The organism is Rhodopila sp., from assembly GCF_965277825.1.
Taxonomy (GTDB): Bacteria; Pseudomonadota; Alphaproteobacteria; order Acetobacterales; family Acetobacteraceae; genus Rhodopila.
On record NZ_OZ255846.1, the window covers coordinates 519,210 to 540,927 of the forward strand.

Here is a 21,718-nt window from a genome sequence, read left to right on the forward strand (position 1 = left end):
AGGAGACCATAACATGGTTCTAACCGCGGACAGCTCGGTCGCCCACCAGACCAGCCGGCGACGGACACCGAATGGGTGGAATACCACCTTCATCGGCAAGAACCGTGGCACTTTGCAGGCTGGTGATCCAGTGCCGTCGTCGGACGCTCTCTACCCGATGGCCTTCCTGGTGGAAAAGGAAGCCGGAGCAGTGGTTCATCCGCACTTCCATCAGGCCGACCAATACCAGGTGATCGTCCAGGGCACTGGCCGGCTCGGCGTACACGATGTCGCCAGCGTTGCCGTGCATTATACCGATGCATACTCCGCCTACGGCCCGATCGTCGCGGCCCAGGATGGCGTGTCCTGGTTCACCCTGCGCAATGCCTGGGATCCCGGCGCCCGCTACATGCCCGCGCATCGCCGGCAACTCCGCGAGGCCCGCGCCAGATATCAGCACCGTGAGGCCACCTGTGGCCCGCTGCCGCCGTTGACCACGCGGGCACTCGCTGCTCTGTCCGCTTCGGCCGGTGCTGCCGTCATCGCCGAGGCCGCTGACGGTCTGGGTAGCTGGCGTTATACCGTGCCCGCCAGTGGGTCGGTCAGCGGCCCCGATCCATCCACCGGCGGTGGCCAATTCTGGCTGGTGACGGCCGGATCCGCGGCGGTGGGCGGAAGCGCGCTGCTGCCCGTGCAGTCCTGTGTTTTCGTGGCGCCGGATGAAACCGCCGCCCGTCTGACCGCTGGTCCCGGCGGTGCCGATCTGATCTGCATGCAGTTTCCGAAGCGCGCACGCGACTGATCAAGGCGCTACGCGAGACCTCCAAGCTCATCGCCGAGTTCGGCGGTCTCGTCCGCTTCGGCAGCGACCTTTTCGGTTCCTTGCTGCGGCCGGGTCACGCGGTGTTCCGCATCGGTATCGTTTGCCGCCGGGGTGTCGGCATCTACCGGTTTGACGTTCGGTTGCTTGTCGTCGACCATCTGCTGTCGCTCCGGCGGGACCCCGCCTGTCATATCCCACGCTCGATCCGGCTTCAACTTCATCGTACAACCGGCCTGGACGTGCTGCCAGGATTTGTGCTTCTTGCTATATGCAGGATTTAGTGTCGTTGCCCCAAAAGTTCGCCGCCGCGAGACTAATGTTCGCCTAATCATGGCGAACTCCAGACTCGAGACACTATTTCGCCGCTGACTCAATCCACGCGAATTGCCGGCGGCGCAATGCCGCGCTCTAATCCGCCAACCGCTTCGCGACCAATGCCGAAGCGTTGCGTTTCATTTGTTGCAGGAGTGGCAATGGGGTTCCTTAAATATCTGGCCGTGTTGCCTTTCCTCGGTATCCTGGTCGGCGTGCCCCTGCTCAATCGGGTCGAGCCGCTGGTGCTGGGCATGCCGCTGATCCTGACGTGGATCGTCTACTGGATTGTCCTTACCTCCGTCATTATGGCTATCATCTATTTGTTTGACCCCGCCAACCGGGACCGCACGGAGCACCGCCAGTGAGCGCCGCGCTGATCATCATCGCGGCGACCATCGCCAGTGTGCTGTGCCTCGGTTTGCTCGCCCGCCGCGGCAAGGACATGGACCTCGAGCAGTGGTCCGTCGGTGGCCGTGGTTTCGGCACCATTCTGGTCTTCGTGTTGATGGCGGGCGAGATCTACACCACCTTCACCTTCCTCGGCGGCAGCGGCTATGCCTACGGCCACGGCGGCCCGGTGTTGTATATCCTGTGCTACGGCTGCCTGGCCTACGTGATCTCCTATTGGCTGCTGCCGGTGCTCTGGCGCTACGCCAAGCAACACCGGCTGATCACGCAGCCCGACTTCTTCGCCCACAAATATGACAGTCCGGCACTAGGCGTTCTGGTCGCCTCGGTCGGCATCGTCGCGCTCATCCCTTATCTTGTGCTGCAATTCAAGGGCCTCGGGATCATCGTCGATGCGGCCGCTTACGGGGCGATTTCCCCGACCTTGGCGATCTGGATCGGCGCCGCTGTCGTCACCGCCTATGTCATGGTCTCCGGCGTCCGCGGATCGGCCTGGACCGCGGTGGTGAAGGACACGCTGATCCTGGCGGTCGTGCTGTTCCTCGGCATCTATCTGCCGCTGCACTATTACGGCACCTACGAGGCGATGTTCGGCGCCATTCAGGCGGCCAAACCCAATTTCCTGGCATTGCCGGCAAAGGGTGAGAGCGTCGCCTGGTTCGACTCGACCGTCCTGCTCACCGCGCTGGGTTTCTACATGTGGCCGCACTCGTTCGGTGCGTTGTTCACCGCCAAAGAAGAAGGCGTGTTCCGCCGCAACGCCATCATGATGCCGTTATACCAGTTGATCCTTCTGTTCGTTTTCTTTGTCGGCTTCGCTGCGATCCTTAAAGTGCCGGGGCTGAAGGGGCCCCAGATCGACCTGTCACTGCTTCGCCTTTCGGTGCAGACCTTTGATCCCTGGTTCGTCGGTGTGATCGGCGCGGCCGGTGTGCTGACCGCGCTGGTGCCGGGCTCGATGATCCTGATCTCGGCCGCGACGCTGCTGGCAAACAACATCTTCCGGTTTGCCCGCCCGCACGCCACCGAGCAGACCGTCTCGCGTCTGGCCAAGCTAATGGTGCCGGCCGTCGCCCTGGTCTCGGTAATCTTCACCCTGCGCGGCGGCAGCACGATCGTTTCGTTGCTGCTGATGGGCTACAGCTTCGTCACTCAACTGTTTCCGACTTTGATCGCCAGCCTGCTGCCGCGCAATCCGGTTACTCGTGAGGGGGCATTCGCCGGTATCTGTACTGGAGTCGCCACCGTCGCGATCACATCACTCACTCATACCAGTGTCGCTGCGCTGTTCCCCGCGCTGCCCGAAGCGTTGCAAGACCTCAACATCGGCGTCGTCGCACTGATCCTCAACCTGATCGCGCTCGCGGTCGTCAGCGCATTGACCCGTCAGCGCACCGCTTACGCCTGACCAAGTTACGACCGCCCCTCAAAGGCTGAAACGTCATCGAAGCCACACTTGGAAAATCGTTCGGCCCGGCGTAAATCCCAGTGTACCGACAATGTCGGGGGCCGCTGCCTGATCTTTCGCACGCATGGGCAAGGGTCACGATAGGCGGAGGCCAATAATCGGCGGCCGTTCGAGGCAACCGCCGGCCGGATTCAGCGCTCTACTTAAGATCACGAATAGGGGAACGGTAATGAGCATATTCGGTTCAATCATGCAGAAAATCTTCCATTCGGCAGAGGCAGCGACGCCAGGCGGTTCGCCAGCCGCCGCTCCAGCCACATCCGCCGCCGCGCCTGCCGGGGCCTCGGCGGCTGCGGGCTCGCCGTCGCCGTCCGCGGTCGATGTCGCGGACGTGCTTACGCAGAAAGCCACCCAGGCGGGCGGCGGCGGCAACTGGCAGACCTCGATCGTCGATCTGCTGAAGCTGCTCAACCTCGATTCTAGCCTCACCGCCCGCAAGGAACTGGGCAGCGAACTGAACGTCCACGCTGGTGCCGACGGCACGGCCGAGCAGAACATCGCGCTACACAAGGCCGTCATGCAGAAACTGGCGGAAAACGGCGGAAAAGTGCCGGACAGCATGAAGGGCTGACAGCCGGGGGGCAGCATTCTGCTGCCCTTCGCCTGATTTGAAAAAGTCGCTCACCCCGGCCGAATCAGGCTCGCCGGGACGCGATTGGGTGCCATGTGAATTTTCTGAACACGACCCCCTGGCGTGGCAGATTGACTAGTTTTCTTGCCACCAAGGACGATTGTTACGCGCGCTACGCGTTCATCGAAAGTGCGGGCCGAAGCGGCAGCCGCCAAACCTGACCCATGGCCCGCACGCCCACCAACGAGATCCTGCTCAATTCAGGCGGAGAAGTTGATCCCGCTCGATCTGACGACCTCGATCTGAAGACATGGGCGAAGGTGGTTGAATTGATCGGTGAGCGGCTGGTGCAGCTAGACCTTCGAGCCGATACAGCGAGAACTATCGAAGACCCGACCCGATGATCGACCCCCGATGATCAAATCCAGTTCGGCTGGCGCCTACGTGACCCCGATCAGCGTCAAGGAGTTCGAAAAGCTGGGTCCCAATGGCAGAAACCAGTGGTTCTGGACGGCCGGCGCATCGAGCTGCGCAATAACTTCGACCTGACACGGGTGCAGAAGATGTTCGCCATCGTCGTCTCCGTCGCCGCGGTTCGCCAGCTTCATGACCGGCTTTGAACAACGCCTCGATGTTCCTCTGCTCACGCGGCATTGGCTGGCTACATTGCACGCTGCAGGGGGCTGACCGAGGCAAATGACCCAGGAGAGCTAAACGATGAAGGTCTCAATTCTGGGCGGCGGTGGCTTTCTCGGCCGCAAAATCGCGGCGAGGCTTGCCCGCGATGGCGCGCTCGCAGGCAAAACGGTCGACGCGCTGACTCTGTTCGACGTGGTGGATCCGCCAAAGCCCGACGCGCGGTTCCCGATCCACGCGGTGGCCGGCGACCTTGTCGCCTTGCCCGACAGCGCAATACCGCAAGGCACCGATGTGGTGTTCCATCTCGCCGCCGTGGTCAGCGCGCAGGCCGAGGCGGATTACGACCTTGGCCGACGGGTCAACATCCGCGGCACCGACGCAGTAATCGATCGCTGCCGCGCGCTCGGCACCCGGCCCAGGGTGGTATTCACCAGTTCAGTGGCAAGCTTCAGCGCCAACCAGAACACAACCTTGCCCGACAACACCCGCCAGATCCCCGCCAACAGCTACGGCGCGCAGAAGGCGGCGGCCGAGTTGATCCTGGCGGACGCTTCGCGCCGCGGCTTTCTCGATGTCGTCACGGTGCGGCTGCCGACCGTGATCGTGCGTCCGGGTCGGCCTAACAAAGCCGCGAGTTCGTTCTTCTCCGCCATCGTGCGGGAGCCGCTGCTGGGCCTCGATACCGAACTGCCGGTCGGCACCGACTTCGGCGTCTGGGTCTGCAGCCCACGACGAGCCGTGGACTGGCTGCTGCACGCCGCGGCGATGGACACCGGACAGATGGGGCTGGACCGCAGCATCGATCCGCCCGGCATCAGCACCACCGTTGCGCATCTGTTACAGGCGCTCGACCAGGTCGCGCCGGGCGCGTCATCGCACGTCAGGCAGGTCGGCGATCAGACCATCGCCGCCATCGTTTCCACCTGGCCGCCGGCGTTCGAGGCGCTGCGTGCCCGGACCCTCGGCTTCTCTGCGCATGAGCCCGTGCTCGACGTAATCCGCGCCTTCGTCGAGGACGACCTTGCAGCCACCAAAGCCGATCGCGAAGAATGACGATACGACTGACCGATAATTTTACCACAGTGATGCTCTAATCGGAGGATGAATTGTTGCGCCGCGGCGGGTCCGGTTCCAAAACCGTCTCCGGTTTCCTCCTCTATCCCGGCTGGGCGCTGCCAATGCCGACACTGCACGGCGATTCTACCTTAGCGGACGCGGATGGTGTCCGCCTCGCCGGAGAAACCGCGTCCACCAGCCCAGACGAGACACCCGCTCAGTCGCGCCGCCCGCGCCGTCCGATCGGGTCCGCGGTCATGCATGCGCCGCAGGTGCTCCGGGCGCTGGTTCGTGCCGATGAAATCTGGCTGGTCGTGCTGGCGGCGTTCGTCGGCTGCGCCACCGGTATCATGGTGTGGCTGATGACGGCGACGACCCAACTCGTGCACCAGGCCTTGTTTGGCATTTCCCAAACCGAACGCCTCAGCGCGATGGCTTCGCTTGACCCGCTGCGAGAAGTGCTGGTGCCCGCGATCGGCGGATTGGTGCTCGGGCTATTGACGCTTGGGATCACCCGGGTGCGACCCCGCCGCACTGTCGACCCGATCGAGGCCAACGCCCTGTTCGGCGGCCGGATGTCGATGAACGGCAGCCTGATCGTCGTACTGCAGACCATCGTATCGAACGGCGTCGGCGCCTCGGTCGGACTCGAGGCCGGCTATACCCAGATCGGCTCCGCCATCGCGTCGCGCTGGGGGCACGCGTTCCGGGTCCGGCGCAACGACCTGCGCCTGCTGGTGGGATGCGGCGCGGCGGCGGCGATCAGCGGCGCATTCAACGCGCCGCTGACCGGTTCGTTCTACGCCTTCGAGCTGGTGATCGGCACCTATACCCTGGCCTCCTTCGCCCCGGTCGCGGTCGCCGCGCTGGTCTCGCAGGCGGTGGTGCGCGCGCTCGGCGGCACGATCTTCGATCTGACGCCGCAGGTTCCGGCGCATATCGATCCGCTCGACTACATCCCGATCCTGGCGCTTGGCATGCTCTGCGCGCTGCTGGGCATCTCGATCATGCGTGGTGTCACCGTCACCGAGGAACTGTTCCGCAAGAGCCGCGTCCCGGTCTGGCTGCGGCCCGCGATCGGGGGACTGGCGCTTGGTACCTTGGCGCTGGTCACGCCGTCGGTGCTGTCATCGGGCCACGGCGCGATAGCACAGACCTTTGAGGTGCATGATCCGCTGCGCTGGGTGGTGCTGCTGGTCGTGCTGAAAGCGACCGCCTCGGCAATCTCGATCGGTTCGGGGTTTCGCGGCGGCCTGTTCTTCGCCTCGCTGTTCCTCGGCGCGTTGCTGGGCAAGGCGTTCGCTACCGCGCTGGCACTGGTCAGCGCCGCCCATGCGATCCCGCAAGAGGTCTGCGCCCTGGTCGGCATGAGCGGCCTGGCGGTGGCGATCATCGGCGGACCGCTGACCATGGGATTCCTGGCGCTGGAGGCAACCGGCAGCCTGCCGATGACCGTCGCGGTGCTGGCGGCGTGCGTGGTGTCCTCGCTGACGGTGCGGCGGACCTTCGGCTACTCCTTCGCCACCTGGCGCTTCCACCTGCGCGGCGAGGCCATTCGCAGTGCGGTCGATATCGGCTGGATGCGCAACTTGACCGTCGGTCGGATGATGCGGCGGGAAATGCGCACGGTTCGCGCCGAAACCCCGCTCGCCGCATTCAAACGCGATTTTCCGCTGGGCGTCGCGCAACGTGTGATCGTGCTGGACGACGACGACCGCTACGCCGGCATTGTCCTGCTACCGGAAGTGCATGCCGATGAGGATGACGACCACACCGTTGGCGACCTGGTGCACTACGCCGACACCGTGCTGCTGCCGCAGATGACGATCAAGGAAGCTGTTGCGATGTTCGAGAACGCCGAAAGCGACGCGCTGGTCGTCGTTGACAGCGCCCAGGATCGCCACGTTATCGGTCTGCTAACGGAACAATATGCCCTGCGCCGCTATAGCGACGAACTCGACCGCCGCCGGCGTGAGTTGTCTGGCGAGTGAGGTAGGCCAGGGCGCCCCCCTGGACCCGCGAAGGGCCGGCGGCCCTTCGATCCCATCAATGGGTTCCAAGGGGCGTCGCCCCTTGGCGGGCCGGGGCAGCGCCCCGCGCTTGCTTTGCTGCCAATCAGAACTCGATGTCCAGCTCATCGATATGTTCGGGTTCCTTCTGCGCCGCGGCGAACCACGCCTTCATTTCCGGCCAGGCGAGGACCTGCTGACAATAGCGTTCGCAGGCACCCTGCATCTTCACGTCATAGCTTCGGAACCGGGTCGCGACCGGGGCATACATAGCATCGGCGATGGTGGGATCGGCGCCGAACAGCCATGGTCCCTTCCAGGTGGCCAGGCATTCGCGCCAAATCTCGGTAATGCGGTCGATGTCCGCCTGCACCGCCGACCACACCGCAAATCCAGGCCGAAATAGCTTCAGGTTCATCGGCAACGCCTCCCGCAACGCGGCGAAGCCCGAGTGCATCTCGCCTGAGATCGACCGGCAGCGCGCTCGGGCCGCATGGTCGGGAGGCAGCATCCCAGCTTTGGGAAACATTTCGTTGAGATACTCAGCTATGGCAAGCGTGTCCCAAATCACCACATCATTGTGCATGAGCGCCGGCACCCGAATCGAGGACGACTGCCCCAATAGTTCCCGCCGATTTACCGGATCATCCGGGTCAACCAGTTTTTCCTCGAACTTCAGTCCAGCCAGGCGGCACAGCAGGTATCCTCTCAATGACCAAGAGGAATAATTCTTGCTGCTTATCAGAAGCGTGGCCCCTGCCATGGTGACAATCCCCGAGCGTGCTGGCATGCTGCGCCGCAATATAGCAACCTGTCCCTCGGTGTGGCGAGCCTTTGTGATAGCGAGATAACGATCCGATGACAGGGGCTGCGTGACTCAACAGGCGATGATCTACAAACTCTACCAGGCGCAGGCCGATCTGATGTACCCGGCCCGCCAAATGGCTCGCTTCGGTGCTGGACTGGCACGCGCGATGGATATCGGCGAATTCACCCCCGCTCCGCTGCGCCAGTTCGGTGCGGCGTGTAGCATGCTGGCCGATAGCGGCCTGACCCACCAGCGCCCGGATTACGGCTTCAGCTCGACCAGGATGGGCAACGACGTGGTCGCGGTGACCGAGGAACCCCGCCTGGATACGCCGTTCGGCACCTTGCTGCGGTTCCGTAAGGACAGCGCCATCGTGCAGCCCCGTGTGCTGGTGGCGGCGCCGATGTCGGGCCACTTCGCCACCTTGCTGCGCGGCACCGTGGCCGTGCTTCTGCCCGACCACGACGTCTACATCACCGACTGGAAGAACGCGCGCGACACCCCCTTGTCCGACGGCGTGTTCGGCTTCGATGAATATGTCGATCACCTGATCCGCTTCATGGAGGTGATCGGCAATGGCAGCCACCTGATCGCCGTCTGCCAGCCCGCGGTCGCCGCGCTCGCTGCCACCGCGGTGATGGCCCAGACCGGAAACCGCGCCCAGCCGCGCAGCCTGACCTTGATGGCCGGGCCGATCGACACCAGGCAGAACCCGACCAAAGTGAACCAACTGGCCAAGGCGCACTCGATCGAGTGGTTCGAGAACAACCTGATCGACTCGGTCCCGTGGCGCTTCAAAGGCGCGTTTCGCAGGGTCTATCCCGGCTTCCTGCAACTGTCGGCGTTCGTGTCGATGAACCTGGATCGCCATATCAACGCCCATCTGGCCCAGTTCCGCGCGCTGGCGTGCGGCGACGTGGTGGCCGCCGAGGCGCACCAAAAATTCTATCACGAGTATGGCGCGGTGATGGACCTGCCCGCCGAGTTCTACCTGGAAACGGTCAAGCGGATATTTCAGGATCACGACCTGCCGCTGGGCAGGCTGACCTGGCACGGTCAGAAAGTGCGCCCCGAGGCGATCCGGCGCACCGCTCTGCTGACGGTGGAGGGGGAACGTGACGACATCTGCGCCATCGGCCAGACGATGGCGGCGCTCGATCTGTGCAGCGGGGTCCGGCAGAAGCGCCACCACCTGCAAACTGGGGTCGGGCATTACGGGGTGTTCAGTGGATCACGCTGGGCGCGCGAGGTTTATCCCAAGGTTCGCGCGATGATCGAGGTCACGAATCAGTAGGCGGTTTCGCGGACGTTCCGCTCAGCGCAATCCCGCGCTACACCTCGCCCATGTCGCTTCTGCTGATCTCCGGTGCCGTCATCCGCATGGGCGGGCGAACCTTGCTCAACGGTGCCGACCTGACGATCGATCCAGGCCGGCGCATCGGTCTGGTCGGGCGCAATGGAGCCGGGAAGTCGACGCTGTTGCGCGCGATCGCCGGCGATCTGGCGGTCGACGGCGGTGACATCCGATTGGCGCCGCGTGCGCGGCTGGCGACGGTGCGGCAAGAGGCTCCGGACGGCCCGATGTCGTTGCTCAACACTGTATTGCAGGGCGATCCCGAACGACTGACGCTGCTGGCCGAGGCGGACACCTCGGACCCGCATCGGTTGGCCGAGGTTCACGACCGGCTGGTCGCCATCGCCGCCGACTCGGCACCGGCCCGAGCCGCCACCATCCTGGCAGGTCTGGGTTTCGATGAAGCAGGCCAACGTCGGCCGGTAGCGGAATTCTCAGGCGGCTGGCGCATGCGCGTGGCGCTGGCAACGGCGCTGTTCGCCAATCCCGATCTGTTGCTGCTGGATGAGCCGACCAACCACCTGGATCTGGAGGCGACGCTGTGGCTGGAGACCTGGCTTGCCCGGTTTCCCGGTGCCGCGCTGGTGGTCTCGCATGATCGCGGCTTGCTGGACCGAGCGGTGCAAGCGATCGCGCATCTGGACAAGGGCAAAATCTCGGTGACTCCCGGCGGATTTGATGAATTCGTTCGCATCCGCACGGAACGGGCGATGCAGCAGACCCGAGCAGCCGAACGGGTGGCGGCGGAACGGGCGCACATCCAGTCGTTCGTCGATCGTTTCCGCTACAAGGCGTCCAAGGCGCGCCAGGCGCAGGCTCGGATCAAGGCGCTGGAACGGCTGCCGCGGATCGAATCGGTGATCGAGGATGCCCCGACCCGCTTCAACTTTCCTGAACCATCGCGCATCGCCCCACCCATCTTGGCGCTGGACCGCGTCGATATCGGCTACGGCACCAGCAGAATCCTGCGTAACGTCTCGCTGACGGTCGATATGGACGACCGGATCGCGTTGCTGGGGGCGAACGGCAACGGCAAATCCACTCTTGCGAAACTGCTGGCGGAGCGTCTTGCGCCGCTGTCAGGCGAGGTGCGGCGCGGGCCGAAGCTGAAGGTCGGCTATTTCGCCCAGCACCAGACCGACGAACTGATCACCGAGGAAAACCCGATCGAGCACATGGCTCGTCTCGCCCCCAACGCCCCGCCAGCCAAGCTGCGGGCGCAGTTGGCCCGATTCGGTTTGGACGCCGACCGCGCCGAAACCGCCGTCGCCGATCTGTCCGGCGGCGAAAAGGCGCGGCTTTTGTTGGCTCTGGCGACGCGCGACGCGCCGCAGTTGTTGATCCTGGACGAACCGACCAACCATCTGGATATCGACGCGCGCGACGCACTGGTGAAGGCACTTTCGGACTTCCAGGGTGCGGTGCTGCTGATCACCCATGATCCGCACCTTGTCGAATTGGTGGCGGACCGGCTGTGGCTGGTGGCCGATGGCTCCGTGCAACCATTCGACGGCGACCTCGACGACTATCGCGGCTTGCTGGTCGAGCGCGCGCGTCCGGCCGTCCGCGCCAATGCGATTACCCGCAAGGACGACCGGCGGGAGCGCGCCGAGGCCCGCGCGGTATTGGCGCCGATCCGCAAGAAGGCGCAGGACGCCGAGAAGCGCTTGGGTGTGCTGGCCGCCGAACGCTGCCGCATCGAGGCCAAGCTGGCTGATCCGGCGCTTTATGCGCCCGGCCGGACGGCGGAGATAACCGCCTCCAACGCTCGGCTGGCCGCGATCACCAGGGAGACTGCCGCGGCGGAGACGGAATGGTTGATCGCCGAGGAAGAACTGGAGGCCGCCTCGTAACATGGCTACGCAGAAACGATCTTTGCCGATCAGCGTGGGTCAGACCCAGTTAGGTGCAACTTGCACGCTGCTGCGACGGATGGGTGCCCGCTATATACATCCGCGGTTTGCCGGTTAGGTCAGCCGACCGAGATCGAGATAAACCGCAAAAGCTCGTGATGGGACATGGGTTTTTCCAGCACCGTCATGACGCCGAGGTTGGCCGCCTTGCGCTCGACTTCGGCATCATGGATGCCGGTGATCAGCAGGGCGGGGATGTTGATGCCGCGATCGGACAAATTTTCGATCATCTCCAAGCCGGTCATTCTCGGCATATTCTGATCGACAACTAAGCAGGCCAAGCGATCGAACTTGGCTTTGGAGAGAAAATCCATACCCGAACGGTAGGTCTCAAACTGATATCCCATCGTCTCCAACAGGCCGCCGAGCACGTCACCGACGTCATCGTCGTCATCGATGACCGCAACGATGCTCGCATTGTCCCTGTCCATGAAATCTTCCCCGAAATGGTCGCCGCCGGTGCACGATATCCCAACTTAGTGCGATGCTAGTCGCCTGTAGCAACCTTAATAAGCCCTAAAGCAGCGGATCACTTGCTATTTATAGTTCCAGTCTATACATAACCTGTGTCAGACAGCGCGAATCGGGTGGATTCGTGCCGGGTTGGTTTCCGACTCGGCTTTCTACTGCCCCGCGTTTAGCCAACGACTTGAAACCTATGCCAATCCGCTTAAGCTCCAATGATAACTCGACCTAGTGGCGACGACACGCTACCAGCCTCGCGGGGTCAGGATCGAAGTGAGTCCTGATGTGAGGAGGAAGACGGTGTTGTCGACTATCTTTCCCAGGTGATGGAATTGTCTGAAAATTTGAAATTGAACCTCGATTCCGCATCCGGCGGGACATCGCCCGACCCGGACCGACGCCCGCTTGGCGCAGAGTCGCCTACCGTCTCGGAAGCTGCCGATGCGCACGCGCAGGATTCCGGCCCAAGCGACGATGCCGAATCGCAGATGCGTAAGGCGTTGGGGTTGATTGGCGAATCGCAGCGAAACCGCCTCGAACCGGAACGAATGGACCAGACCGCCCGCATGGGTGACCGTTTCAATGGCGGATTGCATCGACGTCGGTTCGTACAGGATGGCGATGTTCCGGTGACCGTCCTGCGAAGGGAACCGGGACACGAAGCACCGGCGCATCGCGGGGTGGCTCCCCCGACCGGTCCAACGAGCAGCCGGTTGCAACGAACCGAGGCCGCGCTCGGAGCTGAAACCGCGGCCCGCGACAGAGCCGAGCGATCGTTGGCTGAAACCCAGGGCATAGTCCGCGATCTGCAGACCAAGATTGGCCACGCCGAGTTGGCCAAGAACGAAGCGATCGAGGCGTTACGCCGGGAACGTGAAACGCTCGGCCTCCTGCGCGCCGAAGTCGCATCTCACCAAGGGCAGCTAAGGGAGGCTCTAGAGCAGCTACGCTCCGCGGAACGCGACGCGAACCTGCACCAGGACCATCTGGTAGAGGAACGCAATGCCCGTCGGATCGCCGAGAAGGCACTTCGGATGGCTGAAACGGCGCGCGATTCCTCGGAGCAACTTGTGCGCGCGCTTTCCGAGGAATCGCCGAGTACGGACGGGGCGGCAGAAACCGCCCAGGCAGATGCCGGATCGGAATCGTTGGTCTTCGGTACTTCCCAACGGCGCGGCCGCCAAGCCGAGACGGCCGGGATGGAGCCTGAACCAGTGAAGTGGTGGTTGAACACCAAGCCGTCCGGGAAAAAGCGCTAGGGGCAACATTAGCCTGACTAAACAGTCAGACTAATAAAGTTGCGCGCTCAAACAAAGTGCTAGAGCGCGGTGACCGTCTACGGTCACCCTTAAGGCGCTCAGTAACAGGACGGGAAGACCACGTGCGGCCGGCTCAGAGACGCCGCCATGGTCAGCCGTTTTTTTGCCAGCCGGTCTCAGTCTGTTGCCAATAGGTCTTGGGAAGGCCAGCGTCCTGGAGCGCCTGCCATCGCTTGCGCGCGGCGGCCACCGCGTCCGGGGCGTTGCCATCGAACAGGTCGAAGATCCGCTCGTAGCGCTTAATGCGATCGGTCTCGGCGCCCTCAATTAGAAACAGGTATCGCGCTCCGTTCGGCGGTTCGGCGTCGGTACTGAGCCAGATCGGTTGCAGGTCGGGATCGCCGTCCGCAACCGTGCCATGCGGAAGCCAAGCCGGCTGCGCCCAAAGAGCCGTACTCAGCGCATCAAGCGCCGCGGCGCTGGGCCCAAGCACCTGCGCGCGCCGCCCAGCGGCCAGCGTGCGGGTCAGAAGCTGCGGCAGAGCCTGCGCCAGGGTCGATCGGGTCAGGTGGTAGAACCCGATCTCGGTCAACGGGCAGCCTTGATAGCGACCCAAAGCGGATCACCCATTGTTTGATCGCATGCGCCGGACCCATCGGCGTGGACAGTCATCGCTTAACTTTCGTAGTGGTCGGCGACCAGACGATCCAGCAGCCGCACACCAAACGCCGTCGCTCCCTTTGGCGTCACGGCAGTGTCTTTCGTGCTCCAGGCCATGCCGGCGATATCCAGGTGCGCCCACGGCTTGGCGTTGACGAAACGCTGGATGAACTGCGCCGCGGTGATCGAGCCGCCAGGCCGGCCGCCGACATTCTTCATGTCGGCGATGTCAGAGCGGATCTGCTTGTCGTATGCGTCGTCGAGCGGCATCCGCCAGACCCGCTCGCCGGTTGCCTGGCCGGCCGCGGTCAGCTTCCGCGACAGGGCATCGTCATTACTGAACAGGCCGGCGTATTCGTGCCCAAGCCCAATTATGATGGCACCAGTCAAGGTAGCCAGATCGATCATGAATTTCGGGTCGTATTTCTGCTGTGCGTACCAGATGACGTCGGCCAGCACCAGACGGCCCTCAGCGTCGGTGTTAATTACCTCTATGGTCTGGCCGGAATAGCTGGTGACCACGTCGCCGGGCCGCTGGGCGGTTGCCGACGGCATGTTCTCAACCAGCCCGACCAGTCCGATGGCATCGACCTTGGCGCGGCGCCCGGCCAGCGCGGCCATCAGCCCGATGACGGTACCGGCGCCGGCCATGTCCCACTTCATGTCCTCCATGCCACCAGCCGGCTTGATGCTGATGCCGCCGGTATCGAAGGTCACTCCCTTGCCGACGAACACCACCGGCTTGTCCTTCGATTTGCGCCCATTGCCGCCGGCGCCGTTCCAGTGCAGCACGACCATTCGCGGCTCTTTCGCGCTACCCTGCGAAACCCCGAGCAGCGCGCCGAAACCCAGCTTGCCCATCTCTTTCGGGCCGAAGATCTCGACCTTCAGGCCCAGTTCGGAAAGCCTGCGACAGCGTTCGGCCATTTCCGGCGGGTCGAGCACGTTGGGCGGTTCGGTGACCAGGTCGCGGGTCAGGAACACGCCCTTTGCGGTCGCGTTCAGTGGCTCCCATTCCGCTTTCGCCTTGGCTACTTCCGCGGTCAGCACTGTGACCCTGGACAGCTTCGGCTTGTCGTCGGGCTTTTCCTTGGTGCGATAGCGGTCGAAGCGATAGCTGCGCAGGATTGCACCAAGCGCCACCTCGGCGGATTGTTGCGGGGTCAGTGCACAACTGGCGACGGCGACCGCGGCTTCATGCGACAGGTTGGCAACGATCGTGCCCCCGGCTTCCTCAAGGATGGTCTGGCTGATCTCGGCCGGTTTGCCCAGACCGATCGCCAGCACCCGGGTGATCCCGGCGCAGGGCGCCAGGATCGAACAGGTCTTGCCCTTGCCGCCCTTGAATTCGGCAACCCTGAAGGCTCGCTCGATGGCACCCCCGGCGGCCTCGTCCAGTTGCGCCCACAGGCCGGACGGCTTCTCGCCCTCATGAATCAGCAACGCGAGCGCACCGGACTTCGGCAGGGCCGGCTTGGCGAAGGCGATATCGGGCATGTTGCGGACGTCTCCGATCATTCGTCCGGTCAGGCTAGCCCGCTTCGGCGCGCTTTGCCATGCGGAGCGGGCTTTGCCTCGACCGGACAGAGTGATTATGGGCTTCCTGCATGACGCAGATTTTGCCCGCCGACAAGGCTGGCGTAACCCAGGCGGCGACCCTGCTGCGCGCTGGGGCCGTGGTCGCATTCGGCACCGAGACGGTCTACGGCCTGGGCGCGGACGCGACCAACGCCGAGGCGGTGGCGGCGATTTTTCACGCCAAGCAACGGCCGCGCTTAAACCCCCTGATCTGCCACTACGGCTCCGCACGGCAGGCGTTCGAGCAGGTGGTCGCGGATGCGCGTGCGCTGCGGGCAGCGGCGGCGTTCTGGCCAGGTCCGCTGACGTTGGTGCTGCCACGGCGGCCGCAATGTTCGGTGGCGCTGCTGACCGGGGCAGGGCTCGACACCCTTGCGGTGCGGGTGCCCCGGCACCCGGTCGCGTTGGCCCTGCTCCAGGCGGTCGACCGGCCGATCGCGGCGCCGTCCGCCAACCGGTCAGGGCAGGTCAGTCCGACCTCGGCTCGCCACGTGATGGATGGGCTGGCCGGGCGCATCGCCGCGGTGCTGGATAGCGGCCCGTGCGAGGTCGGGATCGAGTCGACGGTGCTGGACCTGAGCGGGACGACGCCCGTGCTGCTGCGTCCCGGCGGGATCACGCCCGAGGCTCTGGAGGCGTGCCTCGGCCCGATCGGACCCGCCGCCGTTTCCGGCGCTGCGCCCCGATCACCAGGCCTGATGCTGTCGCACTACGCGCCGCGACTGCCGGTCCGGCTGAATGCGGATGCAGTGGCCGACGACGAGGCGGTGCTGGCGTTCGGGCCGCCACTGCCAGGCGGATGCTGCCGATTTCAGCTCAGTGCCTCGGGCGACAGCATCGAAGCCGCCGCCCGGCTGTTCGAAGGATTGCGCCGTCTGGATGCCGACGGTGCCCGGCTGGGCGCGAGCAGGATCGCGGTGATGTCGATCCCGGAAGCCGGGCTTGGGCTGGCGATCAACGATCGGCTGCAACGGGCGGCGGCGCCAAGAACTGGATAGGCTGACCGGCGGTACGGGGTTTGCCCAGCATTCGCCAGGCCCCCAGATGAATCCCGTGACCGAAATCTCGCTGATCCTGTTCGACCTCAATGGTGTGCTTTACCTCTACGACCGCGCGGCGCGGATCGGCCAACTGTCACTGGCGACGAAACGATCGCCCGACCACGTGAAGGCCGCGATCTGGGATTCGGGGTTCGAGGACACCGGTGATACCGGCGCGCTCGATGCCGCCGGATATCTGCGTGGTTTCGGCGCATGCCTCGGCTGCGATCTGTCCGAGTCTGATTGGGTCACTGCCCAGCAGGCCGCCGTCACGCCGATCGCTCCGACCTTGGCGCTGCTTTCGCGCATTCGTCCAGGTGTGAAATGTGCCGTGCTGACCAACAACAATCTTTTGGTGCTGAAGCATTTTTCGATCCTATACCCGGAGGTTTCCGGGCTGGTCGGCGACCGCGCCTGCGTTTCCGCTGAGTTCGGCGCCCGCAAACCCGACGCTGATGTGTATCGAAAATGCCTGGTCCAGCTTGGTGTAGCACCGGCGGCGGCGCTGTTCATCGATGACAGCCCCGCCAACGTCGCCGGCGCCCGAACGGCTGGCCTGTCCGGCTACGAATATGCAGGGGCTGAGGCGCTGGCGATCAAGCTCGAAAGAGGCGGACTGCTGAACGGCTGAGCCGATTGGTGCCGCGGTCGAGCCGCTTATGTTTCCATAATGGAACAAAAGCTCGGCTTTCCCGCATCTACTTTTCAAAGGTGCCCGCATTATAAACCCGCATTATAAAGGTGACGGGCGCGAGAGACCGGCTTCGGGTTTTGGCTTTGCCGAGGCCGGCCGGAACAGCCGCTCGATCGCCACGGCGCTCAGGCGCAGGTACATCCGAGCCAACAACAGGTTGTCGCGCAAGTATTGGAAATGCGAGACGCCGCCATCGCCGCGGCTGGGATAGCGGACCGGGGTCGGTAGATGAATAAGCGGTGTGGCGTCCCAGGCGAGACGAACGACGGCCTCGGGGTCGAAGTCGAAGCGTTGCATTCCGCGGCTCGCCCGCATCACCCTGAGCAAGGCGTCGATCGGATAGACCCGGAAGCCGAACAGCGTGTCGCCAACGCGGCGTCCGGTGAGCAGCGCGGCGCTGGCGTCGCTAAGACGCCTGGACATGACACGGATCCAGGGCGCGTCGGTGCCGAACGTCGGGCGTCCCATGACCACCGCCCCAGGCGCGGCCACCGAAGTCGCCATGAAGGCGCCGATGCGATCGGGCGGATGCTGGCCGTCGGCGTCCATGATCAGCGTGTGGCTGAAACCAGCCGCTTGCGCCGCCAGCAATCCGTGCCGCACCGCGGCGCCCTTGCCCTGATTGCTAGGCAACCGCAGCACGCGCAGCGCCGGGTCGGTTCGCGCCATCGCATCGACCGCCTGAGCCGAGTCATCGCTGCTGCCGTCGATCACGACCCAGACCGGCGCCCAGCAGGCCCGGGCCGCGACCACTGTGTCCGCCAGCAACCGTCCGCTGTTGAAGCTTGGGATAACAACCAGATGGCTGTCGGAGCAGGTCGCGTGAGGCATGCGGCAGACTTCGCCGGCATCGGTCATCCCGACGTGCCGGTCTCCGGCGCCCAGCGATGCCGAATTGGTGAAAACGCAGTTGTCCGGTTGCATACAGATCGATACGATAACATCCTGCTCAGCTTGATCGCAAGCCAAGAACTGTTGCCTGGAGTTACTCGCCACAGCCAATTCAGGCGGCTTGGTCCTGGATCGCACCGAGACCACCACCGGTATAAAAAGTTATTTCAATTCAAGCAGTTTCTGCTATGAGGCATGGGTGATGAAGATGACCGACCAACCTCTATCCTCGGCGCTCACGCCGCAAATGTTGGACCTTGCGCAGTTGATCGTTGGGACATTGAATCTGGATGTGGCGGCGTCATCGATTGACCCGCACGCGCCGCTGTTCGGCGAAGGTCTGGGGCTGGATTCGATCGACATGCTCGAAATCGCGCTCGCGGTGTCGCAAACCTACGGCGTCAAGCTGCGCGCCGACGACAGCGAAAATCATCGCATCTTCGGTTCCCTGGCCAGCCTGAGCGAACACATCCAGCAACATCGCGGTTGACCGATGCCGGCGGGACGCAGCGGCTTGCCGGGCGGCCTGTTTGTGATCCTGGTCTGCATCACGCCCACCCTGATCTACCGCGCCGCGCCGGGCTGGATCATCAGCGCCGTCGTGGCGGGTCAAGTGACGGCGGTGGTCTGGTGGCTCGCCGCCAATTTAGCGGTTCGATACAGGGTGATGCTGGCTGCTTTGGCGGTGGGTGGGGTAACCGTAGTGGCGCTGGCACTTGGGTTGTCGGCGCGCTCCGTCGGGCTGGTGCTGGGCGGTGTTTGTCATGCCGTCGCCTATGCCTGCCTGCTGACCTGGTTTGCAACGTCATTGCGATCCAGCCACGACTCGGTGGTGACGGGGCTGGCCCGCCTGATGCGCCGGACCATGCCCGATAAGGTTGTGCGTTATACCCGTTTTGTGACCTTTGCCTGGTGTATCTTCTTCACCGCCCAGCTTGCCACGTCGGCGATGTTGCTGATCGCGACGCCGGTTTCGGTCTGGTCGCGTTTCGTCACCGTGTGGAACCTGCCGCTGGTGGTGGCGATGGGGCTGTCAGAATATGCCTGCCGCTGGCTGCTGTTTCGACGTGAGCCGCGCACTGGCCTGGTCGCCACGCTGATCGGCCTGCGTCACATCGGCGATTTGTCCGGCAACGGCCGATGACGCGCTCAGACCTTGCCGTGCTCAAGGATGGCGATGGCGCGGTCGCCCGGCAGGGCGCCCGGATCATCTCCCGAACCAGATTTCTCGCCGAAACGGCAGAGCTCGCCGAGTTCCTGCCGGATCGGCCATATGTGGTCAATTTCTGCTCCGATCGTTATCGCTTCGTTGTTGCCTGGACCGCCGCCATGCTGCGCGGCCAGGTCACCTTGCTGCCAAGCAGTCGGGATGCGGCGGCGGTGGCGGCACTGCGGCCGGACTACTCGGCGCTTTATGTCTTGACCGACGATGAGGTCGCCGCCGACTGGCCCGCCAGCCTGCAGTTCAGTTATCCGGCGCTGGGTGCGGCAGGCCCCCCAAGCGCCGCGCACCGCATTGCAGCGTTCCCCGCCGAACAGGTCGCCGCGATGCTGTTCACCTCCGGGTCCACCGGGCGCCCCAACCCCAGTCCACGGCTGTGGGGACGCCTGGTCGCGGGCAGCCTCGCCGCCGGCGCGGCGCTTGCGGTCGAGCGTTTCCCAGACGCGGCGGTCATCGCGACGGTACCGCACGCCCATAGTTATGGCTTGGAGTCGGCGGTCATGCTGCCCCTGCAGCACGGACTTCTGCTCACCGCCGAACGCCCGTTCTTCCCGGCTGATGTCGCCGCCGCGCTGGAGGCTGAACCAGGCATCCTGGTGACCACACCGGTGCATCTGCGCGCGCTGGTGGGTGATGCCTCGGGGCCCGGTTTTGCCGATCCGGGCGTCGCCACGTCGCTCCGCGTCGGCTTCGTGCTCTCCGCCACGGCGCCGCTTTCGGCCGAGTTGGCCGCACAAGCCGAGGCGGCGTTCCGCGCGCCGGTGCTGGAAATCTATGGTTGCTCCGAGGCCGGCCAATTGGCCACCCGCCGCACGATCGACGGACCGATCTGGCGTTGCCTCAAAGGCTTCCGGCTGTTCAACGATGCGGCCGGCTGCTGGGCCGCCGGTCCGGTCGAACCCGACATGCTGCTGGCCGACCAGATCGATCCGGTCGGACCGGACGGCTTCATCCTGCGAGGCCGCATCGCGGATCTGGTCAACGTCGCCGGCAAGCGCAGTTCGCTCAGCTACCTGACGGCCCAGTTACTGGCCATCGAGGGTGTAAAGGATGGCGTATTTGTCATGCCCGACGATGCCGGGATCGGCGCGACCCCGCGGCTGGTCGCTGTCGCCTTGGCGCCGGGCCTGACGGCGGCGTCAATCCTTGGCGAGCTCCGAGACCGCATCGACGCTGCGTTCCTGCCGCGTCCGCTGCACGTCGTCGACAGCTTGCCGCGCAACGACCTGGGTAAGCTGGCACGCGCGGATCTGCTGCGTCTGATCGGGCTGCCACCGACCCAAGCCGCACAAGCCGAATCTTCGGCGGCAAAAGTTCCGGAACCGATAGTGTTGGGCTTCGCCGCCGACCATCCGGTCGGACCCGGTCATTTTCCCGGCAACGCGATCATTCCGGGTGCGGTGCTGCTTGACGAACTCATCGCCGTCCTGTTCCCCTCGGGCTGGTCCGGCAAGCTCGAATCCGCCAAATTCCATCACCCGGTTCGCCCAGGCGACAGCGTGGCGGTCACCCGGCGAACCGAAGACGGTCTGACCCGTTTCGAATGTCGCCTGGCTGGAAACCAGCAACTGGTTCTGTCCGGTGTTCTGAGGACCCCATTTCCACCACAGTAAAACACCCGACCCGCGAAACCCACTGGAGCGACCGCCGCGAGATCGGCTCCATGGCGGTTCTGCGGATCGCGGTCTGGATCGCCCGCTTCCTTGGCCGGAGCCTGACCCGTGTGCTGCTGGGACCGGTCTGCCTGGGCTTCCTCATCCTCCACGCCGAAGCACGCATCGCCTCGAAGCGCTATCTGGCGCGCGTGCTCAGTCACCCGCCTCGAACGCGGGACGTGCTGCGGCACTTTTTCAGCTTCGCCAGTACGGTGCTGGATCGGGTCTATCTGCTGAATGACGAAGCGCATCGGTTCGACATCGCCATCCATGGCGGGGAGATCGTCGAAGAAATCCTGGCGCAGGGCGGCGGCTGCCTATTACTTGGTGCCCACCACGGCAGTTTCGAGGTGCTGCGCCTAGTCGGGCGCCAGCAGCCGAATTTGACCGTCAGCCTTGCCATGTATGAGGAAACCGGGCGCAAGATCGGCGCCGCGCTGAACGCGATCAACCCGCATCTGGCACCCAGCATCATCGGACTGGGCACGCCGGCGGCAATGATCGAGATCAGGGACTGCCTGGACCAAGGCGGCTTCGTCGGCATGCTGGCCGACCGGACATTGCAGACCGACTCACCTACCAGGGTCGCGTTCCTCGGTGACGAGGCGGCGTTTCCGACCGGTCCGGCCCGGCTCGCGTCGCTGCTGCGCCCGCCAGTGGTGCTGATGGTGGGCCTGTTCCAGGGCGGCAATCTCTACGAGATCCATTTCGAACGACTGGCTGCCGGGTCAGCCGCGAAGCCCGACCCGGCGGAAATCCATGCACTGATCGCCCGCTATGCCGCCCGGCTGGAGCATTATTGCCGGACCTCTCCGTATAACTGGTTCAACTTCTTCGATTTCTGGGCCTAGCATGATCGCGCTGGGCGGACCGTTCAAGGCGCGCCATTCATACGACAAAATAAAGTGCCA

21 protein-coding genes are annotated in these 21,718 nt (G+C 64.3%); 15 read left to right on the top strand and 6 right to left on the bottom strand.

Annotated elements, in window-relative coordinates:
- Positions 1–13 precede the first annotated feature (13 nt).
- Positions 14–781, top strand: coding sequence for a hypothetical protein (locus tag ACQY4T_RS02980; RefSeq protein ID WP_428537459.1), 768 nt, complete (start codon positions 14–16; stop codon positions 779–781).
- 8 nt (positions 782–789) lie between these two features.
- Here ACQY4T_RS02980 and ACQY4T_RS02985 read toward each other — a convergent pair whose 3' ends face one another.
- Positions 790–960 carry a hypothetical protein gene (locus ACQY4T_RS02985; RefSeq protein ID WP_428537462.1) on the bottom strand — a complete coding sequence of 57 codons (171 nt, stop codon included), beginning with the start codon at positions 958–960 and terminating at the stop codon, positions 790–792.
- A gap of 315 nt (positions 961–1,275) precedes the next feature.
- Between ACQY4T_RS02985 and ACQY4T_RS02990 the strand changes: the two genes are divergently transcribed.
- The 5 genes from ACQY4T_RS02990 to ACQY4T_RS03010 all read left to right on the top strand — a co-directional run bounded on the left by ACQY4T_RS02990 (position 1,276) and on the right by ACQY4T_RS03010 (position 7,250).
- Complete coding sequence (locus ACQY4T_RS02990) at positions 1,276–1,482, top strand: DUF3311 domain-containing protein (RefSeq protein WP_428537465.1); 207 nt, start codon at positions 1,276–1,278, stop codon at positions 1,480–1,482.
- Complete coding sequence (locus ACQY4T_RS02995; RefSeq protein ID WP_428537468.1) at positions 1,479–2,933, top strand: sodium:solute symporter family protein; 1,455 nt, start codon at positions 1,479–1,481, stop codon at positions 2,931–2,933. The genes ACQY4T_RS02990 and ACQY4T_RS02995 overlap by 4 nt, the downstream gene beginning before the upstream one ends.
- Positions 2,934–3,162: 229 nt before the next feature.
- Entirely contained in the window at positions 3,163–3,564 is a 402-nt protein-coding gene (locus ACQY4T_RS03000; protein WP_428537471.1) for a DUF3597 domain-containing protein, read from the top strand.
- 717 nt (positions 3,565–4,281) lie between these two features.
- Positions 4,282–5,256: a D-erythronate dehydrogenase gene (denD, locus tag ACQY4T_RS03005; protein ID WP_428537474.1), complete on the top strand. Its 975-nt coding sequence runs from the start codon at positions 4,282–4,284 to the stop codon at positions 5,254–5,256.
- A gap of 125 nt (positions 5,257–5,381) precedes the next feature.
- The gene (locus ACQY4T_RS03010) at positions 5,382–7,250 is read left to right on the top strand and encodes a chloride channel protein (RefSeq protein ID WP_428537477.1); all 1,869 of its coding nucleotides are present in this window, start codon (positions 5,382–5,384) and stop codon (positions 7,248–7,250) included.
- 124 nt (positions 7,251–7,374) lie between these two features.
- On the opposite strand, the gene ACQY4T_RS03015 is transcribed toward ACQY4T_RS03010, so the two are convergent.
- Complete coding sequence (locus tag ACQY4T_RS03015; RefSeq protein WP_428537480.1) at positions 7,375–8,058, bottom strand: glutathione S-transferase family protein; 684 nt, start codon at positions 8,056–8,058, stop codon at positions 7,375–7,377.
- Between the two features lie 97 nt (positions 8,059–8,155).
- Between ACQY4T_RS03015 and ACQY4T_RS03020 the strand changes: the two genes are divergently transcribed.
- Positions 8,156–9,370 carry a polyhydroxyalkanoate depolymerase gene (locus ACQY4T_RS03020; RefSeq protein WP_428537483.1) on the top strand — a complete coding sequence of 405 codons (1,215 nt, stop codon included), beginning with the start codon at positions 8,156–8,158 and terminating at the stop codon, positions 9,368–9,370.
- Between the two features lie 50 nt (positions 9,371–9,420).
- Positions 9,421–11,283: an ABC-F family ATP-binding cassette domain-containing protein gene (locus ACQY4T_RS03025; RefSeq protein ID WP_428537486.1), complete on the top strand. Its 1,863-nt coding sequence runs from the start codon at positions 9,421–9,423 to the stop codon at positions 11,281–11,283.
- Positions 11,284–11,402: 119 nt separating this feature from the next.
- Here the strand turns inward: ACQY4T_RS03025 and ACQY4T_RS03030 are convergent, their stop codons facing one another.
- Positions 11,403–11,774, bottom strand: coding sequence for a response regulator (locus ACQY4T_RS03030; protein WP_428537489.1), 372 nt, complete (start codon positions 11,772–11,774; stop codon positions 11,403–11,405).
- A 360-nt stretch (positions 11,775–12,134) separates the two neighbouring features.
- On the opposite strand from ACQY4T_RS03030, the gene ACQY4T_RS03035 reads away from it, so the two are divergent.
- A complete protein-coding gene (locus tag ACQY4T_RS03035; protein ID WP_428537491.1) occupies positions 12,135–13,067 on the top strand; it encodes a hypothetical protein in 933 nt (310 codons plus the stop codon).
- A 151-nt stretch (positions 13,068–13,218) separates the two neighbouring features.
- On the opposite strand, the gene ACQY4T_RS03040 is transcribed toward ACQY4T_RS03035, so the two are convergent.
- On the bottom strand, positions 13,219–13,659 hold the full coding sequence (locus ACQY4T_RS03040; protein ID WP_428537494.1) for a DNA polymerase III subunit chi: 441 nt from the start codon (positions 13,657–13,659) through the stop codon (positions 13,219–13,221).
- A gap of 83 nt (positions 13,660–13,742) precedes the next feature.
- The gene (locus ACQY4T_RS03045; protein WP_428542678.1) at positions 13,743–15,224 is read right to left on the bottom strand and encodes a leucyl aminopeptidase; all 1,482 of its coding nucleotides are present in this window, start codon (positions 15,222–15,224) and stop codon (positions 13,743–13,745) included.
- A gap of 110 nt (positions 15,225–15,334) precedes the next feature.
- Between ACQY4T_RS03045 and ACQY4T_RS03050 the strand changes: the two genes are divergently transcribed.
- Together ACQY4T_RS03050 and ACQY4T_RS03055 are read left to right on the top strand one after the other, a co-directional pair.
- Positions 15,335–16,303, top strand: a complete 969-nt coding sequence (locus tag ACQY4T_RS03050) for an L-threonylcarbamoyladenylate synthase (protein WP_428537497.1) — start codon at positions 15,335–15,337, stop codon at positions 16,301–16,303.
- Positions 16,304–16,358: 55 nt separating this feature from the next.
- Entirely contained in the window at positions 16,359–16,976 is a 618-nt protein-coding gene (locus tag ACQY4T_RS03055) for an HAD family hydrolase (RefSeq protein ID WP_428537500.1), read from the top strand.
- Positions 16,977–17,078: 102 nt separating this feature from the next.
- Here the strand turns inward: ACQY4T_RS03055 and ACQY4T_RS03060 are convergent, their stop codons facing one another.
- Entirely contained in the window at positions 17,079–17,897 is an 819-nt protein-coding gene (locus ACQY4T_RS03060) for a glycosyltransferase family 2 protein (protein ID WP_428537503.1), read from the bottom strand.
- Between the two features lie 235 nt (positions 17,898–18,132).
- Here ACQY4T_RS03060 and ACQY4T_RS03065 point away from each other — a divergent pair, with 235 nt between their 5' ends.
- Genes ACQY4T_RS03065 through ACQY4T_RS03080 form a run of 4 tightly spaced genes read left to right on the top strand, consistent with a single transcriptional unit; the run spans position 18,133 to position 21,658 of the window.
- Positions 18,133–18,420, top strand: coding sequence for a phosphopantetheine-binding protein (locus ACQY4T_RS03065; protein WP_428537506.1), 288 nt, complete (start codon positions 18,133–18,135; stop codon positions 18,418–18,420).
- 3 nt (positions 18,421–18,423) lie between these two features.
- Positions 18,424–19,074, top strand: coding sequence for a hypothetical protein (locus tag ACQY4T_RS03070; RefSeq protein ID WP_428537509.1), 651 nt, complete (start codon positions 18,424–18,426; stop codon positions 19,072–19,074).
- Positions 19,071–20,765: an AMP-binding protein gene (locus ACQY4T_RS03075; RefSeq protein ID WP_428537511.1), complete on the top strand. Its 1,695-nt coding sequence runs from the start codon at positions 19,071–19,073 to the stop codon at positions 20,763–20,765. The genes ACQY4T_RS03070 and ACQY4T_RS03075 overlap by 4 nt, the downstream gene beginning before the upstream one ends.
- 50 nt (positions 20,766–20,815) lie before the next feature.
- Positions 20,816–21,658, top strand: a complete 843-nt coding sequence (locus tag ACQY4T_RS03080) for a hypothetical protein (RefSeq protein ID WP_428537513.1) — start codon at positions 20,816–20,818, stop codon at positions 21,656–21,658.
- The last annotated feature ends 60 nt before the right edge of the window (positions 21,659–21,718 follow it).